The sequence below is a fragment of the Microbacterium sp. SORGH_AS_0505 genome (assembly GCF_030818715.1).
Classification (GTDB): Bacteria; Actinomycetota; Actinomycetes; order Actinomycetales; family Microbacteriaceae; genus Microbacterium.
Genome location: NZ_JAUTAT010000001.1, coordinates 2860870 through 2877666 on the forward strand (window position 1 = coordinate 2860870; position 16797 = coordinate 2877666).

Annotated in this window: 13 protein-coding genes; 9 read left to right on the top strand and 4 right to left on the bottom strand. The window is 70.3% G+C overall.

The features are described 5' to 3' along the window. Nucleotides 1-41: 41 nt before the first annotated feature. Together QE428_RS14285 and QE428_RS14290 are read left to right on the top strand one after the other, a co-directional pair. On the top strand, nucleotides 42-1313 hold the full coding sequence (locus QE428_RS14285) for a glutamyl-tRNA reductase (RefSeq protein ID WP_307470455.1): 1272 nt from the start codon (nucleotides 42-44) through the stop codon (nucleotides 1311-1313). After that, a complete protein-coding gene (locus tag QE428_RS14290; protein ID WP_307470457.1) occupies nucleotides 1310-2338 on the top strand; it encodes a LacI family DNA-binding transcriptional regulator in 1029 nt (342 codons plus the stop codon). The genes QE428_RS14285 and QE428_RS14290 overlap by 4 nt, the downstream gene beginning before the upstream one ends. On the opposite strand, the gene QE428_RS14295 is transcribed toward QE428_RS14290, so the two are convergent. The 3 genes from QE428_RS14295 to QE428_RS14305 form a co-directional block, all read right to left on the bottom strand. Then, the gene (locus QE428_RS14295; protein ID WP_307470459.1) at nucleotides 2317-3210 is read right to left on the bottom strand and encodes a TatD family hydrolase; all 894 of its coding nucleotides are present in this window, start codon (nucleotides 3208-3210) and stop codon (nucleotides 2317-2319) included. The genes QE428_RS14290 and QE428_RS14295 overlap by 22 nt on opposite strands. Next, entirely contained in the window at nucleotides 3207-4775 is a 1569-nt protein-coding gene (gene metG / locus QE428_RS14300) for a methionine--tRNA ligase (RefSeq protein WP_307470462.1), read from the bottom strand. Before metG ends, QE428_RS14295 begins: the two co-directional genes overlap by 4 nt. Nucleotides 4776-4838: 63 nt before the next feature. Beyond that, nucleotides 4839-5852 carry a LacI family DNA-binding transcriptional regulator gene (locus tag QE428_RS14305; protein ID WP_091354808.1) on the bottom strand — a complete coding sequence of 338 codons (1014 nt, stop codon included), beginning with the start codon at nucleotides 5850-5852 and terminating at the stop codon, nucleotides 4839-4841. Nucleotides 5853-6033: 181 nt separating this feature from the next. Between QE428_RS14305 and QE428_RS14310 the strand changes: the two genes are divergently transcribed. From QE428_RS14310 to QE428_RS14325, 4 genes are all read left to right on the top strand, one after another. Then, nucleotides 6034-8055, top strand: coding sequence for a beta-galactosidase (locus QE428_RS14310; RefSeq protein WP_307470464.1), 2022 nt, complete (start codon nucleotides 6034-6036; stop codon nucleotides 8053-8055). A gap of 143 nt (nucleotides 8056-8198) precedes the next feature. Further along, nucleotides 8199-9446: an extracellular solute-binding protein gene (locus QE428_RS14315; RefSeq protein WP_091354815.1), complete on the top strand. Its 1248-nt coding sequence runs from the start codon at nucleotides 8199-8201 to the stop codon at nucleotides 9444-9446. Nucleotides 9447-9513: 67 nt separating this feature from the next. Further along, a complete protein-coding gene (locus QE428_RS14320; protein ID WP_091354819.1) occupies nucleotides 9514-11121 on the top strand; it encodes an ABC transporter permease subunit in 1608 nt (535 codons plus the stop codon). Further along, nucleotides 11121-12050: a sugar ABC transporter permease gene (locus QE428_RS14325; RefSeq protein ID WP_091354823.1), complete on the top strand. Its 930-nt coding sequence runs from the start codon at nucleotides 11121-11123 to the stop codon at nucleotides 12048-12050. Before QE428_RS14320 ends, QE428_RS14325 begins: the two co-directional genes overlap by 1 nt. Here the strand turns inward: QE428_RS14325 and rsmI are convergent. Further along, nucleotides 12040-12870, bottom strand: a complete 831-nt coding sequence (gene rsmI / locus QE428_RS14330) for a 16S rRNA (cytidine(1402)-2'-O)-methyltransferase (protein ID WP_307470470.1) — start codon at nucleotides 12868-12870, stop codon at nucleotides 12040-12042. The two genes, QE428_RS14325 and rsmI, sit on opposite strands and share 11 nt — an antisense overlap. A gap of 23 nt (nucleotides 12871-12893) precedes the next feature. Here rsmI and QE428_RS14335 point away from each other — a divergent pair, with 23 nt between their 5' ends. Genes QE428_RS14335 through QE428_RS14345 form a run of 3 tightly spaced genes read left to right on the top strand, consistent with a single transcriptional unit; the run spans nucleotide 12894 to nucleotide 16788 of the window. Then, a complete protein-coding gene (locus QE428_RS14335) occupies nucleotides 12894-14486 on the top strand; it encodes a dolichyl-phosphate-mannose--protein mannosyltransferase (protein ID WP_307470472.1) in 1593 nt (530 codons plus the stop codon). A gap of 26 nt (nucleotides 14487-14512) precedes the next feature. Continuing rightward, the gene (locus QE428_RS14340; protein ID WP_307470474.1) at nucleotides 14513-15634 is read left to right on the top strand and encodes an FHA domain-containing protein; all 1122 of its coding nucleotides are present in this window, start codon (nucleotides 14513-14515) and stop codon (nucleotides 15632-15634) included. After that, complete coding sequence (locus QE428_RS14345) at nucleotides 15631-16788, top strand: serine/threonine-protein kinase (RefSeq protein WP_307470476.1); 1158 nt, start codon at nucleotides 15631-15633, stop codon at nucleotides 16786-16788. Before QE428_RS14340 ends, QE428_RS14345 begins: the two co-directional genes overlap by 4 nt. Nucleotides 16789-16797: the final 9 nt, after the last annotated feature.

Below are 16797 nucleotides of genomic sequence, written 5' to 3' on the forward strand. Positions count from 1 at the left end.
AATCGATATACTAGTCGCGATCCAAGGGGGTTCTCCGCACCGTGCTCGTCTGCCTGACCGCGCATCAGCGCTCCACACCGTTCGACTCGCTCGAGCGGCTCTCGACGGTCGGCGACGACCTCGCAGAGCGTCTGTCCGCGGTCCACGACTCGGTGCGCGGCGCCGTCGTCCTCGCCACCTGCAACCGCTTCGAGGCCTACTTCGACCTCGCTGAGGAGCCCGACCTCGCCTCCCCCGTTCCCGCAATGGATGCCGCGATGGAGGCGATCGCCGGTGCCGCCGAGATGGACTACCGGTCGCTGCGCGAGAACGTGGACTTCGCCCACGGGAACCAGGTCGCCCACCACCTCTTCACCGTCGCATCGGGCCTCGATTCGGTCGCCGTCGGCGAGGACGAGATCGCCGGACAGGTGCGGCGCGCCCTCGAGGCCGCCCGCGGCCGCGGCCTGACGACCGCACCCCTCGAGCATCTCTTCCAACGCGCGACCGAGACCTCCCGTGCCGTCAAGAACACGACGCGCCTCGGCGAATCCGGCCGCTCGCTCGTCCGTCTCGCCGTCGACCTCGTGAGCTCCCGCGTCGACTGGGACACCGCGCGCGTCCTGCTCGTCGGCACCGGACGCTACGCCGCGGCGGCGCTCGCCGCCCTCCGCGCCGTCGGCGCCACCGACATCCGCGTGCACTCCCGGTCCGGACGCCAGCGGTTCGCGAATCGCGAGCACCTGGTCCACGTGAGCACCGAGGATTACGCCGAGGAGGCGGCCGCCGCGGACGTCGTCGTCACGTGTACGGCGACGACCGACACCTTCGCCCTCGAGGCGTTCTCGCACGCGACGGCCCGCGCGGGCAGCGCACGGGCCCAGGTCGTCATCGACCTCGGTCTGCCCCGCAACGTCGACCCCGAAGTCGCACTCCTGCCCGGAGTCGAACTGCTCGACCTCGAGACCATCCGTCTTCACGCCCCCGTCGACGAGGCCGAGACCGTCGGTCAGGCCCGCGAGATCGTGCAGGCCGCCGCGCAGCGCCACGCCGCCGCCCGCCGCGTGCACGAGGTCGCACCCTCGGTCGTCGACCTCCGCGGGTTCGTCCACGGGGTCCTCGACGAGGAACTGACACGCGCACGGCGCCGCGGCGACTCGCCCGAGGTCGAGACGGCCCTGCGCCATTTCTCGGGCGTCCTGATGCACCAGCTCATCGCCCGCGGCCACACGCTCGCCTCCTCGGGCGCGGGCACCGAGTGGGCCGAGGCGATCCGCACGGTCCTTCCGGGCGGTCGCGCGGGCATCTCGCCGGACGAGGGCGAACAGCCGTGAGCCCGAGCGTCACGCTGAAGGACATCGCGCGCGCCGCAGGCGTGTCGACGGCGGCCATCAGCCAGGCGCTCAACGATCGCGGCAGCATGCGTCCCGAGACGCGCGAGCGCATCAAGGCGATCGCCGCCGAACTCGGCTACGTGCCCAACCGGCACGCCACCGCCCTCCGCAGCGGTCGGACGATGACCGTCGGGTTCGTCATGGTCGACGACGCCGAGGCCGACCGGCGCGGCGAACTGCAGCGCGCGCGCAAACTCATCTCGCTCGTCCGCGCCTCCGCCGCCCACGGCTTCACCGTGACCGTCCTCCCCGACTCGAACCCCGATCTGATCTCGGGCACGACCCTGGACGCCCTCTACGTGCCCGACGCGCGGGGCAATCAGCCTCTGCTCCAGGCGGCCATCGCCCGCGGCATCCCGATCGTCGCCGACGATCAGTTCGTCGACGGCTCGCGCGGCCTCAGCATCCGCACCGGCTACGACGCCGCCGTCCGTGCCGGACTCGACGAGCTCGAGCGCGCAGGGGCCAAGCGGATCCTCTTCCTGACCGAGGAGGGGCGGGAGCCCCGCGACGAGATCGGGCGCGCGGCGTACGAGATCTGGAGTTCGGTGCGCGGACGCGAGCCGCTCGTGCGCGCCGTCGACCCGTCCCGCAGGACGCTCCCCCGCCTCCTCACCGAGGCCCTTGCCGACGGCGCCGACGCCGTCTTCGCGGGCGCCGAAGACGGGCCCGACGTCTACCTCCAGCTCGAGGAGATGCGCCTCGTCATCCCGCGGGACGTCCAGCTGGTGGCCCTCTGCACGACCGACTGCGCCGTCAACCGCCGACTGGGCGTCACCCATGTCTGCATCCGTCCCGACCTCGCCGCCGAGGCGATGTTCGAGACGCTTCCGGCCGCCCTCCTGGACGAGGGGCCTCGCGTCGTCGACCTGCCGTGGGAGCTCGTCCCCGGAGCGACGACGCGCCCGCCTCTCACGGCGAGCCTCGTCGCCGCTCAGGCGGCTCAGTCGGTGAAGGCTCCGTAGACCTCGAGGGTGTTCTGCGCCAGCTGTGCGCACAGGTCGTCGAGGTCGATGCCGAGCTCCGCCGCGAGGAAGCGCACCGTGACCGGCACGAGGTACGGAGCGTTCGGTCGCCCGCGGTGCGGCACGGGCGTGAGGAAGGGGGCATCCGTCTCGACCAGGATCCGCTCACGCGGGGTGACCGCGAGGGCATCCCGCAGATTCTGCGCGTTCTTGAAGGTCACGTTCCCGGCGAAGCTGAGCCAATAGCCGCGGTCGGCGCAGGAGCGGGCCATGTCCGCGTCGCCCGAGAAGCAGTGGAAGACGGTGCGCTCGGGCGCTCCGACCCGCTCCAAGGTCTCGAGGACGGCGTCGTGGGCGTCGCGGTCATGGATCTGCATCGCGATGCCATGGCGCTTCGCGATGTCGATGTGAGCCTCGAAGCTCTCGACCTGCGCCGGGATGCCATCCGCGTCCGTGCGGAAGAAGTCCAGACCCGTCTCGCCCACGGCCCGCACACGCGGCTGCGCAGCCAGCTCGTCGATGACGGCGATCGCCTCGTCGAGGCGCCCGGCCTCCTTGTAGGCGGGCGCTTCGTTCGGGTGGATGGCGACGGCTGCCAGCACCGCCGGGTGGGATGCCGCGGCCCACGCGGACCAGCGCGACGAGTCGATGTCGCCGCCGGCTTGCACGACACCCGCCACACCGACGCCGGCCGCGAGGGCGAGCTGCTCATCGAGGCCGCGCGGCTCGTCGCCGTCCTCGATCTCGAGGTGCGTGTGGTTGTCGTAAACAGCTACCGACAGGGGCTCGGGCGCGTCCGGCCAGCGGACGTCCCGCGCCGATTGCTCGCGCTGACGGACGTAGCCGCTCGGATCCGTCGGTTCCGTCGTCATGCGGTCTGCTCGACGCGGGGGAACAGCGGTGCGAGCGCAGCCACGCGGCTTCCCGCGGGAAGCTGGCCCCACGTCCCGGCGTCGCGCAGCGGCTGAGCCGTCAGCTCGCCGGGGGCGCCGAGAGCGTTCCAGAGCGTCGCCGTCGACTGCGGCATGACGGGCGAGAGCAGCACGGCGAGGGCTCGCAGTCCTTCCGCCGCCGTGTACAGCACGGTCGACAGCCGCTCGCGCTTGTCCTCGTCCTTCGCGAGCGCCCACGGCTCGTTCTCGGTGATGTAACCGTTGAGCTCGTCGACGATCGTCCAGATCGCTGCGATCGCCTCGTCGGGACGGAACGCCGTCATCGCGGCGTCGGCGGCAGTCGCGGCATCCGCCACGGTCCGCTGCACCCGCAGGTCGATCTCGGCGGCCTCACCCGCAGCCGGCACGACGCCGTCGAAGTAGCGACCGATCATCGCGACGGTGCGCGAGGCGAGGTTGCCGAACCCGTTGGCGAGCTCGGCCTGGTAGCGCGCGGACAGGTCCTCCCACGAGAACGAGCCGTCCTGGCCGAAGGCGATCGCCGACAGGAAGTAGAACCGGTAGGCATCCGATCCGAACACGTCGGTGATCTCGGTCGGCGCGATGCCCGTGAGCTTCGACTTCGACATCTTCTCGCCGCCGACGAGCAGCCACCCGTGCGCGAAGATCCCCTTCGGCACTTCGAGTCCCGCGGCCATCAGCATCGCGGGCCAGATGACGGCGTGGAAGCGGAGGATGTCCTTGCCGACGACGTGATACGCCGGCCAGCGACGCTCGAACTGCTCGGGGTCGTCGCCGTACCCGACGGCGGTCGCGTAGTTCAGCAGCGCGTCGACCCACACGTAGATGACGTGCGAATCGTCCCACGGCACGCGGATGCCCCAGTCGAACGCGGACCGCGAGATCGACAGGTCCTTGAGGCCCGAGCGGACGAAGGAGACGACCTCGTTGCGGGCAGAGTCGGGGCGCACGAAGTCGGGCTGCGTCTTGTAGAGCTCCAGCAGGCGGTCCTGGAACTCGCTGAGCTTGAAGAAGTAGTTCTTCTCCTGCAGCAGCTCGAGCGGCTTCGAGTGGATCGCGCAGACCTTGAGGCCCTCGAAGGAGCCGGTGCCGTCGACGATCTCGGCCTCGGGCTTGAACTCCTCGCAACCGACGCAGTAGAGCGCCTCGTACTCACCCGCGTAGATGTACCCGCTGTCGTAGAGCGCCTGCACGAAGGTCTTGACGCGCTCCTCGTGCCGGGGCTGCGTCGTGCGGATGAAGTCGTCGTTGGCGACGTCGAGGGTCTTCAGCAGCGGGAACCACGACTCCTCGACGAGCTTGTCGACCCACTCCTGCGGCGTGACGCCGTTCGCCGTCGCGGCACGGAGCATCTTCTGCCCGTGCTCGTCGGTGCCGGTGAGCATCCAGGTGTCGTCGCCCGACTGGCGGTGCCAGCGCGCGAGCGTGTCCACCGCCACCGACGTGTACCCGTGCCCGATGTGGGGCAGATCGCTCGGGTAGTAGATGGGGGTGGTGATGTAGAAGGAGCCGCCGGAAGTCACCTGGAGATTCTACGGGCGACGCGACGACCCCCGTCGTTCATGACGGGCGCCCCGTCGAGCGACTCAGGCGCTCGCGCGCGGTACGAGCGTGGTCGGCAGCACGATGGACTGGCCGGGACCGCCGTCCACGACCTCGAGCAGCACCTCGACCATGCGCCGCGAGATCTCCGTCCACGGCTGGCGCATCGTGGTGAGCGGCGGGTCGGTGGTGGCCGCCAGCCCCGAGTCGTCGAAGCCGGCGACGGCGACGTCCTCGGGGACGCGTCGTCCGGCTTTGCGGAGGGCGGCGATCGCCCCGACGGCCATGATGTCGGATGCCGCGAACACGGCGTCGATGTCGGGTGCCCGCCGGAGGAGTCGCGTCATGGCGGCCTCGCCCGCATCACTGGAGTAGACATCCTGCTCGACGAGTGAGGGGTCGAAGCGCTCGCCCATCTCGTCTCGGAAGCCGACCAACCGGTAGCGGCCGCCCGGGGTGTCGTCGGGACCCGTGATGATCGCGATGCGCTCGTAACCGCGGCCGATCAGATGTCGGGTCATCGCGCGCGCCGACGCCTCCTCGTCGACGGAGACGGTGGGCACGTGCGCCCGGTCGCCGAGAGGGACGCCCGTGCACACCGTCGGCACGCCGGCTTCGGTCAGCGCGGCCAGCAGAGGATTGGACTCGTGCGACGAGATGAGCAGGACGCCGTCGACGTGGCCGGCACGGACGTAACGCTCGATGTTCGCGTACTGCGAGGGATGCTCCGCGATGAGAAGGACGAGCGTCATGTCCCGGGCGGCGAGGGCCTCCGTCGCCCCGCGCAGCAGGAGGGCGAAGGTGGGATCGGCGAAGAGCAGGTGCTGCGGCTCGGTCAGGAGGAACGCGACGGAGTTCGCCCTGCCGGTCGCCAGGGAGCGGGCCGCGTGGCTGACGGTGTAGCCGGTCGCATGGATCGCCTCTTCGACGGCGAGCCGGGATTCCTCCGACACCCAGCGTCCGCCGTTGATGACGCGCGACACCGTCCCGTGCGACACCCCCGCGACCTCCGCGACGTCGCGGATGGTGGGACGTCTGCGTTCGGAAGGGAGAACCACGCGCTGACTCTATACCCCGGCGGCGGCGGCGCCGATCACTTCTGGGACCGGTCACAGTTCGGTAACGGGGGCCGGTGGGACGCGGCATCCGATTTACACTTCCAGACGTACCTGTTACCGGTCCCAGTCGCGTCACCGCGGCACCGGTCAGCGCTTCGATCGATGAGGATGGCACCGCAGCATGACGACCCCCGCCTGGCCGCGACTGGACGGCATCGCCTACGGCGGTGACTACAACCCGGAGCAGTGGCCCCGCGAGGTCTGGAACGACGACGTGCGCCTCATGCGCGAAGCCGGCGTCACGATGGTGAGCATCGGCATCTTCTCGTGGGGTCTCCTCGAGATCCGCGAGGGCGAGTTCGACTTCGCCTGGCTCGACGAGATCATCGACCTCCTGCACGCGAACGGCATCGCCGTCGACCTCGGCACCCCGACCGCCTCTCCCCCGGCCTGGTTCTTCGCGCAGTACCCCGACGCCCGCGCCGTCACGAAGGACGGCGTCCCGATGGGCTTCGGCGCGCGCGGCATGGTGTCGCATTCCGCTCCCGAGTACCGCACCGCGATCGACCGCATCGCCGGAGCCCTCGCGGAGCGGTACGGCGACCACCCCGCCGTCGTCCTCTGGCACATCCACAACGAATACGGTGTGCCCGTCGGCGAGGACTTCTCCCCGCACTCCGTCCGCGCCTGGCGCCTCTGGCTGCAGGAGAAGTACGGCGATGTCGCGGGTCTCAACGCCGCCTGGGGCACCGCCTTCTGGGGTCAGCACTACGAGCAGTGGGACCACGTCGGCGCGCCCGCCGCCGCCCCCTCGACGATCAACCCGTCGCAGAAGCTCGACTGGGCCCGGTTCACCGACGAGATGCTCCGCGCGTGCTTCCGCACCGAGAAGGACGCGATCCGCGCGCACGCCTCGCAGCCCATCACGACGAACTTCATGGCCAACCAGCACCACGGCGTGGACCTCTGGGCCTGGGCCGACGAGGTCGACATCATCTCGGACGACCACTATCTGTGGGCAGCCGACGAGGAGGGTGAGATCGGGCTCGCGATCGCCGCCGACCTCAGCCGCTCGGTCGGCCGCGGCAAGCCCTGGATCCTCATGGAGCACTCCACCTCCGCCGTCAACTGGCAGCCGCGGAACATCGCGAAGCGCCCCGGCGAGATGGCCCGGAACTCCCTGAGCCACGTCGGTCGCGGAGCCGACGGCATCCTCTTCTTCCAGTGGCGCGCCGGACGCTCCGGCGCCGAGAAGTTCCACTCCGCGATGCTCCCCCACGCCGGAACCGAGTCGCGGGTGTTCCGCGAGGTCGTCGACCTCGGCGCGAAGCTCGGCCGCCTGGCCGAGGTGCAGGGGTCGCGCGTCGAGGCCGACGTCGCCGTCTTGTGGGACTTCGAGTCGTTCTGGGCGCAAGACCTGGAGTGGCGCCCCTCGGAGGACGTCAGCCACGACGAGCGCATCCGCGCGTTCTACGAGCGGCTCTGGCGCGACGACATCACCGTCGACTTCGCCCTCCCTGGTCACGACCTCTCGCGCTACCGCCTGGTGGTCGTCCCGTCGCAGTATCTGCTGACCGCAGCGGATGCCGCGAACCTCACCGCCTACGTCGCTCAGGGCGGGACGCTCGTCGTCTCGTTCTTCTCGGCTGTCGTCGACGAGAACGACGCCGTCCACCCGGGCGGGTACGGCGCCGTACTGGCGGACACGCTCGGGGTCCGCGTCGAGGAGCACCTGCCCCTGCGAGAGGGACACGTCACCGGCATCCGCGTCGACGACGAGGACTTCGCCGCCGATGTCTGGCAGGAGGACCTCGTCGTCACGACCGCCGACGTCCGCGGGACCTACACCTCCGGTCCTGCGGAAGGCCGGGCCGCCGTGACGCGGAACGTCCACGGTCAGGGTGTCGGCTGGTACATCAGCACGCGACCGGATGCCGAGGGCCTCCGCGCGATCATGCGCGAGGTCTACGCCGACGCCGGCCTCGAGATCCCGGCGACGCCCGACGGCGTGGAGACGATCGTCCGTCACGGACGCGACGCGGACTACCTCGTCGCCATCAACCACGGCACCAGTGAGGTGTCGCTCACGACCACCGGAACCGACCTGCTGGCGCAGGCCGAGGTCCGGGACACGCTGGTGCTCCCGGGAGGCGACGTCGCCGTCGTCCGCCTGGCGCACACAGCTCCTCGGGGGGATCGATGACCGATCGCCCCACGACGGGACACCGTCGAACGCACTGAGAGAAAACCCGTCGCGGCCACCCGGCTGCGGCGATCACACCCCGGTCGTGACGGCGCGACCTCGCAAGAGGGCCGCCGGAGCGACCACATCCGGAAGGAAGATCCATGCGCAAGATGGGTATCGGCATCGCCGCACTGGCGGCCGGCTCCCTGCTGCTGGCCGGTTGCGCCGGCGGCAGCGGCAACACCGCCCCGGCACAGTCCGAGTCCGCGGCTCCGATCGACGCGAGCGGCGTGACCCTCACCGTCTGGACCGACGAGAACCGCAAGCCCGCCATCGAGGCCGCGGCGAAGACGTTCGAGGAGGAGACCGGCGCGAAGATCGAGCTCGTCCAGAAGAACTTCGAGGACATCCGCAACGACTTCACCAACCAGGTCCCGACCGGCGAGGGCCCCGACATCACGATCGGTGCGCACGATTGGCTGGGCAGCCTCGTCCAGGCGGGTGTCGTGGCCACCGTCGACCTCGGCGAGTCCGCGGCGAACTTCGAGAAGGTCGCCACCGACGCGTTCACCTACGAAGGCCAGACCTACGCGCTGCCGTACTCGCTCGAGACGATCGCCCTCGTGCAGAACACCGACCTCGTCGGCGAGGACGCCCCCGCGACGTGGGACGACATGATCGCGGCGGCCAAGGAGGCGGGCGCTGAGCGTCCCGTCGTCATCAACACGGCCGGTCAGACCGGTGACGCGTACACGATGTACGGGTTCCAGACCTCGTTCGGCGCCCCGGTCTTCGTCCAGGACGACTCCGGCTCGTACACGGCCGAGGTCGGCATGGGCGGCGACGCCGGCGACGCCTTCGCCGAGTGGCTCGGCGAGAACGGCGAGAAGGGCTCGGGCGACATCTCGACCACGATCGACTACGACACCAACAACGAGCTGTTCGCCTCGGGCAAGGCCGCGTACACGATCCAGGGTCCGTGGGCCGTCGAGGCGCTGACCGCACAGGGCGCGAAGATCAAGGTCAACCCGATCCCCTCGGCCGGTGACGAGACCGCGTCGCCGTTCGTCGGCGTGCAGGGCTTCTACATCAGCGCCGAGAGCAAGAACGCACTGGTCGCTCAGGAGTTCCTGACGAAGTACCTCGCGACCTACGACGCGCAGAAGGCCCTGTACGAGGCCGACCCGCGCATCCCGGCCTGGTCCGACCTCGCCGAAGAGGTCTCGTCCGACCCGGTGATCGCCGGCTTCGTCGCCTCGTCGCAGAACGGCGTTCCGATGCCCAACATCCCCCAGATGGGATCGGTGTGGGACCTCTGGAACGCCGCGCAGGTGCAGATCATCAAGGGCGCCGACCCCAAGGCGACCTGGACCACCATGGTCGCCGACCTCGAGAAGACCATCGGCTGACACACTTCCGGGGGCGGGGCGGCCACGCCCCGCCCCCGGAGACCACTTTCCTCGAGAGGGAGACGACATGACGGCTCTGCAGAGCCCCACCCTGCCGGAAGAGGCACCGCCGACGGCGGAGTCCCACGCCCGGCGCTGGTCAGGCCTCGGCTGGGGATTCCTGGTCAAGCTGGTCCTGATGGGCCTCATCAACGCGGTGGGCCTGCTCGGCATCATCGCCGCGTTCCAGGCCGAGTCCTGGATCGTGTTCGGCGTCGCCGTCGCTCTGCTGCTCGCAGCCGACGTCGTCTACTTCACGAAACGCGCGCTCCCCCTCAAGTACCTGCTGCCGGGGCTGTCGTTCCTGCTCGTGTTCCAGGTGTTCATCTTCCTGTACACCGGGTACATCGCCTTCACGAACTACGGCGCCGGCCACATCGGGTCCCAGGAGCAGGCGGTCGCCGCCTCGCTCGCGCAGGGCGAGCGCCGCGTCGAGGGTGCTCCCACCCTCCCCCTCACCGTCGTCGAGCGCGACGGCGACCTCGGCTTCGCCGTCGTCGAGGACGGCCAGCTGCTGGCAGGCTCCGCCGATGACCCGCTCAGCGTGGTCGGCCCGGCCCCGGCATCCGGTGCCGCGACGGAGGTCCCGGGGTGGAACGTCGTCCCCCGCAACCAGATCATCGGCGACCAGGCGACTCAGCAGGCGGTCATCGACCTCCGCGTGCCGGTCTCGGACGACCCCAACGACGGCTCGATCCGCACCCGCGACGGATCGAGCGGCGCCACCTACCTCTCGACGATGACGTGGGATGCCGAGTCGCAGACCATCACCGACAGCGCGACCGGCCTCGTCTACACCGCGAGCCCCACCGGCAACTTCGTCGCCGACGACGGCACGACGCTGCCGACCGGCTGGGTCGTCAACGTCGGCTTCTCGAACTTCGTCGAGCTGTTCACGAACCCCGCGATCCTCGAGCCGCTCGGGCTCGTGACGGGGTGGACCTTCGTCTGGGCGGTCCTGTCCGTGCTCATCCCGTTCGCGATGGGCCTCGTGTTCGCCCTCATCTTCAACGACCCGCGCGTGCGCGGTCGCAAGGTGCTGCGAACGCTGTTCATCCTCCCGTACGCGTTCCCGGCGTTCATGTCGGCACTGCTGTTCCGCGGCATGTTCAACGCCGAGTTCGGCGTCATCAACGAGTTCTTCTTCGGCGGCGCGAACATCGATTGGCTCGGTGATCCGTGGCTCGCCCGCGCCGCGGTGCTGTTCGTCAACGTCTGGCTCACGTACCCGTATTACTTCCTCGTGTGCACCGGGGCGCTGCAGGCGCTCCCGCAGGACGCGCTCGAAGCGGCGTCGATCGACGGGGCGGGCCGGTTCCGTCAGCTGCGGGCGATCATCCTCCCGCTCGTGCTGGTCTCAACGGCACCGCTGCTGATCTCGTCGTTCGCGTTCAGCTTCAACAACTTCACGATCATCTACATGTTCAACAACGGCGGCCCGGCCATCCCCGGCGCGCCGTACGCGCTCGGATACACCGACATCCTGATCTCGGCGATCTACGACATCTCCGGTGTCTCGGGCGGCGCAGCCGACTACGGCCTCGCCAGCGCCCTGTCGATCCTCGTGTTCATCGTCGTGGGCGTCGTCTCGGCCCTCGCGTTCCGTCAGACCAAGAAGCTCGAGGAGTACCAGTGATGTCCGCTCCCTCCACCGCCGCGACCACCGCGACGATCACGACCGGTTCCTCCGCGACACGCACCGCCGCCCTCCGTCCCGCGCAGCGCAAGCGCTGGGTGCTGGAGGTCGGCTGGAAGTACCTCGTGGCCGCCGGCATCCTCTTCTATGCGATGTTCCCGCTCGTCTACATCCTGTCGGCGTCGTTCAACCCGAACGGCACCCTGTCGGCGGCGAACGCGCTCTTCTCGGTCATCGACGTCGGCAACTACACGGCCCTGTCGGGCACGAGCTACTGGGCCTGGTACGGGAACACGCTCATCGTGGGCGGGGCCTCGGCGGCCGGCGCCGTCCTCATGGGTGCGGCGGCCGCGTACGCGTTCTCGCGCTTCCGCTTCACGGGACGACGGATCAGCCTGACGGCGCTCCTCATCGTCCAGATGTTCCCGCAGGCGCTCGCCTTCGTCGCGATCTTCCTCATGCTGCTGACCCTCGGCGAGGTGTTCCCGGTCCTGGGACTCAACTCCAAGATCGCCCTCATCTGCGTCTACCTCGGTGGCGCGCTGGGCGTGAACACGTTCCTGATGTACGGGTTCTTCAACACGATCCCGATGGAGATCGACGAGTCGGCGAAGATCGACGGCGCGACGCACGCCCAGATCTTCTGGCGCCTCATCATGCCGCTCGTGACCCCGATCCTGGCGGTCGTCGGCCTGCTCGCCTTCATCGCGGCGTTCGGCGACTACATCATCGCCAAGATCGTCCTCGTCTCGGAGGACAACTGGACCCTCGCGGTCGGCATGTTCCAGTGGGTCTCGAACCAGCTCGCCAGCAACTGGGGTCTGTTCGCCGCCGGGGCGATCCTCGCCTCGATCCCCGTGCTGGCGCTGTTCCTGTCGCTGCAGCGCTACATCGTCGGCGGTCTGACCGCCGGGTCCGTCAAGGGCTGAGCGGCTTCTTCGCCGCGACGGCGGCACGGTAGAGGTCTCGCGAGGGCAACCCGGTCTCTCGCGAGACCTCGCCGGCGGCATCCTTCAACCGGATGCCGGAGGCCACGAGAGCCTGCACCTGAGCGACCGCGTCGTCCTCGCTGACGGCGCGGACGCTCGCTCCCTCGACCACGACGACGATCTCGCCGCGGACGCCCTGGGCGGCCCAGTCCGCCAATTCGCCGAGCGGGCCGCGGACGACCTCCTCGTGAAGCTTCGTGAGCTCGCGGCAGACGGCGGCGCGACGGTCCGCGCCGAACGCCTCGGCCATCGCGACGAGCGTGTCGGCGAGGCGGGACGGCGCCTCGAAGAAGACCATCGTGCGCGCCTCGGAGGCGAGTGCGCCGAAGATCGTCCGCCGCTCCCCCGCCTTGCGGGGCGCGAACCCCTCGAAGGTGAATCGGTCGGTCGGCAGGCCCGCGAGCGCGAGGGCGGTGATCACGGCGCTGGGACCCGGGAGAGCCGTCACGTCGACGCCCTGCTCGACGGCGGCCGCGACGACCGCATAGCCGGGGTCGCTGACCGTCGGCATCCCGGCATCGCTCAGCAGCAGCACGTCCTCGGACGCAGCGAGGGCGACGAGCTCCGCGGCGCGCTGCTTCTCGTTGTGGTCGTGCAGGGCGATGAGCCTCGGCCGGTTCTCGATCCCGAGGGCCTGTAGGAGCCGCTGCGTCGTGCGGGTGTCCTCGGCGGCGACGATCGTCGCGTCCTCGAGGGCGGTCCGCAGGCGCCCGGTCGCGTCGCCCAGATTTCCGATCGGGGTCGCGGCGAGGATCAGCACCGCCCCAGCATAGGCTGGTCGCCGTGAGCTCGACCGCGGAACCGCTGCTGCCGCCGCTCCCGGTCCGTCCTCGCCTCGACGCCCGCGCGGACGCCCTGCTCCGCCGGGTGAACACTCTCCCGGCCGCGTCGTGGATCGCGCCGCTGATCGTCACGATCCTCGCCGGCATCCTGCGGTTCTGGAACCTCGGCCACCCGCACGCGATCGTCTTCGACGAGACGTACTACGTGAAGGATGCCTGGAGCCAATGGGACCTCGGCTACGCCGCCACCTGGCCCGACGGCGCCGACCAGCGCTTCGCCGACGGTGAGACCGGCATCTACGGCACCGAGCCGAGTTTCGCCGTCCACCCGCCGCTCGGGAAGTTCCTGATCGGTGCGGGGATGGCGCTGTTCGGGCCGACGTCGTCATTCGGCTGGCGTTTCGCGGTCGCCCTCGCGGGCACTCTCGCCGTCCTCGTCCTCTACGCGATCGCGTGGCAGCTGAGCCGCTCGATCGTCTTCAGCACGGTCGCCTCGGGACTCATGGCGATCGACGGGCTCGCGATCGTCATGAGCCGGGTCTCGATCCTCGACATCCTGCTCACCCTCTTCGTCCTGCTCATGGTCTGGTTCGTGCTGCTGGACCGCCGTCGCCACCTCGACCGTCTGGCCCGCACGATGCAGCGACGGGATGCCGCGGGCCGAGCGCCGTGGTGGGGGCCGGTGCTCTGGTGGCGTCCGTGGCTGTTCGCGGCGGGAATCGCCGGCGGCGCCGCGTGCGGCGTCAAGTGGTCGGGCGCGTGGGTCCTCGGTGCGCTGGGGATCTACGCGGTCATCAGCGACGCCCTGGCCCGGCGGCGGCTCGGCGTCTTCTTCTGGCCGATGGATGCCGTCCGCCAGGGCGCGGCGACCTTCCTCGTGTTCGTCCCCGTCGCGGTCGTCGTGTACCTGTCGACCTGGATCGGGTGGCTGTCGAGCGACGGCGGCTACGGCAGGCACGCGGTCGACGCCACACCGGCACAGGGGTTCTGGTCGTGGGTGCCCCTCCCCCTGCAGAATCTGTGGCACTACCACGAGACGATCTACACGGCGACGGCGCAGATCACCTCCTCGCACCCCTACGCGAGTCCCGCCTGGCAGTGGCCTCTCCTGCTGCGCCCGACATCGATGTACGTGGGCAACACGGCGAACGGCGTCGACGGGTGCGTGAGTGCGCGCGGCTGCATCGAGATCCTGTACTCGATGCCGAACCCGATCCTGTGGTGGCTCGGGGTTCTGGCCGTCCTGTGGCTCGCCGTGCACGGCGTCCGCACCCGCGACTGGCGTGCGGGGATCGTGCTCGTCGGTGTCGGGTCGACCTACGTGCCGTGGCTGTTCTACCCGGAGCGGACGATCTTCCAGTTCTATACGGTGCTGATCCTCCCCTTCCTGCTGCTGACCGTCGCCTTCGCGCTCCGCACGCTCTGGGGGTCGGGGCGCCACGCGGCGGGGTCGCGGCTCGCGGGCCGGCGGATCGTGCTCGCGACGGCGGCGATCGTCCTCGCCGTCTCGGTGTTCTGGTATCCGCTGTGGGCAGCGATCAGCGTGCCGATGGAGTTCTACTGGATGCACAACTGGCTTCGCGGATGGGTGTGAGTGTCACCCATCAGTAGGCTGTGACCGTGTTCCGTTACCCCACCCCGACGCTCGCCGCCGAGGCGGGGTACGCCATCGCCGGTGATCGCTTCGCCATCCTGCTCGGTGCGGGCGTCACGGAGGGCGTGATCGCACGGTTGTGGAACGCCGCGGTGGCCGAGACCGCCGTCCTCGAGGACGTCCTCAGCGTGCTCGTCGCCGGTGGCATCCACGACCTTCCGGACTTCGCCGTGGCCGAGTTCCCCGACGACGATGCGCAGCCCGTCCGCGTCGCCGTGCGCGGTGCCGCGATCGTCGAGACCTCCGACCGCACGCGCGTGTCGGGAGCCGACGCGCGGACGTGGATCGAGACGGCGCTTGCGGGGGCCGTCGGCATCCGTCTCGCCCTCGAGACCGGGCCCGCCGGCGGCGACCTGTTGCCTCTCGGCCTCGGTGTCACGCGCGCCCACGAACTGTCATGGGGCCGCCCTTTCCCCGCCGGCCGCGAACCGGATGCCGACGTCACGCCCGCCGCCGCGGGCGAGGTTCCCCCGGGGACCCTCGCGCCCGTGACGGTCGCGCTCCCCACGATCGCCCCTGCGGCCCCGGCTCCTTCCGCGCCGGCGCCGGTGGCCCGCGATGAGGAGATCGACGTCCTCCAGACCATCTCGGTCGACCGGAGCCTCTTCGCGCGGCTCTTCGAGGATGAGGACGACCTCGAGCTCCCCGACTTCCTGCGCGACGACGCGCGCGGCGGAGATCTTCCCGACGAGCGCACGCGGTTCGGCTCGCGCCGCGGCTCGCGTCCGGCCGCACCCGCGACGTCCTACGGACTCCGACTTCCGGGCGGCCGGACGGTCCCGCTCGACAGGCCCGTCGTCCTCGGTCGCGGGCCGCGCGCGGGCGAGCACCCCGACGCCCGCATCGAGCGGGTGTCCTCGCCGCACAAGGAGATCTCCGGGACGCACCTCGAGGCAATCCTCGACGGGGCGACCCTGGTGGTCCGCGACCTGGACTCCACGAACGGCACGATCGTGCGCCCGCCCACCGGTGCGGCTGCACTTCTGCGCGGAGGTGCGGCCTCCCGCGTGCCGGTCGGAACGGAGCTGGACCTCGGCGACGGTGTCACCGCCGTGTTCGACGCGCTCGAACCCTCGACGGCGGGATGATCGAGCGCGTGTCCAGCAGGCTCCCCTCTTCGCCGCCCGGGCTGTCCGGGTTCACGTACGTCCGTCCGCTGGGCGCGGGTGGCTTCGCCGACGTGTTCCTCTTCGAGCAGAACCTCCCTCGGCGCCCCGTCGCGGTGAAGGTGCTGCTGGAGGACGTGGTCGACGAGAACGTGCTGCGGATGTTCAACGCCGAGGCCGATGTGATGGCCCGCCTGAGCGCCCATCCGTCGATCCTCACGATCCACGAGGCGTCGGTGTCGGCCGACGGGCGGCCGTACCTCGTCATGGAGTACTGCCCCACCTCGCTCACGCACCGTTACCGCCGCGAGGAGATCCCCGTCGCGGAGGTCCTGCAACTGGGCGTCAAGATCGGCTCCGCGCTCGAGACGGCGCACCGAGCGGGACTCCTGCACCGCGACATCAAGCCGTCGAACATCCTGATCACGGCGTTCGGATCGCCCGTCCTGTCCGATTTCGGGATCGCTGCCGCCGTCGAAGCCCGCCCCGACACGGAGGAGGTCTTCGCGATGTCGGTGCCGTGGTCCGCACCCGAGGTCGTCGACGAGCGCGTCTCCGGATCGATCGCCGCCGAGGTCTGGAGCCTCGGCGCCACCGTCTACTCTCTGCTGGCAGGCCGCAGCCCCTTCGAGCGTCCCGGCAGGGGCCAGAACACCCGCGACCAGCTGAAGGCCCGCATCCGCAAGGCCGTCTACACGCCGATCGGGCGCCCGGACGTCCCGGGTGAACTGGATGCCGTCCTCGCGCGGGCCCTGAACCGCGACCCCGCCGCGCGGCATCCTTCCGCCGCGGCGTTCGCCCACGACCTGCAACTGATCCAGCACCGGATGGGCCTGCCGCACACGCCGCTCGAAGTCGCGGTGGACGAGTGGGCGTCCGCCGGGGCGACCGTCGACTTCGCCGACGACCAGCCACGCGGCCCGGTGCGACCCGCCGTCGAGTACGCCTCGTCCCGTCCCGAGCGACGCCGGAGTACGCCCGCACGCCGGCCCGACGAGGGCACGATCCTGGCGGGCGCGGAACCCGCATCGCGGATGCGGCGCGGCACGGTCGTCGCGCTGATCGTCGGCGCCGGCGTCCTCGTCGCCGCGGCGACTGCTGCCACGACGTTCGTCCTTCTCGGCGGAGCCGGCTGAATGGCGCGC

Excerpts from the sequence above, each read along its gene's own strand:
- QE428_RS14345 (WP_307470476.1), top strand. The coding sequence starts at position 15,631 with ATGATCGAGCGCGTGTCCAGCAGGCTCCCCTCTTCGCCGCCCGGGCTG.
- QE428_RS14310 (WP_307470464.1), top strand. The coding sequence starts at position 6,034 with ATGACGACCCCCGCCTGGCCGCGACTGGACGGCATCGCCTACGGCGGT.
- QE428_RS14315 (WP_091354815.1), top strand. The coding sequence starts at position 8,199 with ATGCGCAAGATGGGTATCGGCATCGCCGCACTGGCGGCCGGCTCCCTG.
- QE428_RS14325 (WP_091354823.1), top strand. The coding sequence starts at position 11,121 with ATGTCCGCTCCCTCCACCGCCGCGACCACCGCGACGATCACGACCGGT.
- QE428_RS14295 (WP_307470459.1), bottom strand. The coding sequence starts at position 3,210 with ATGACGACGGAACCGACGGATCCGAGCGGCTACGTCCGTCAGCGCGAG.
- QE428_RS14320 (WP_091354819.1), top strand. The coding sequence starts at position 9,514 with ATGACGGCTCTGCAGAGCCCCACCCTGCCGGAAGAGGCACCGCCGACG.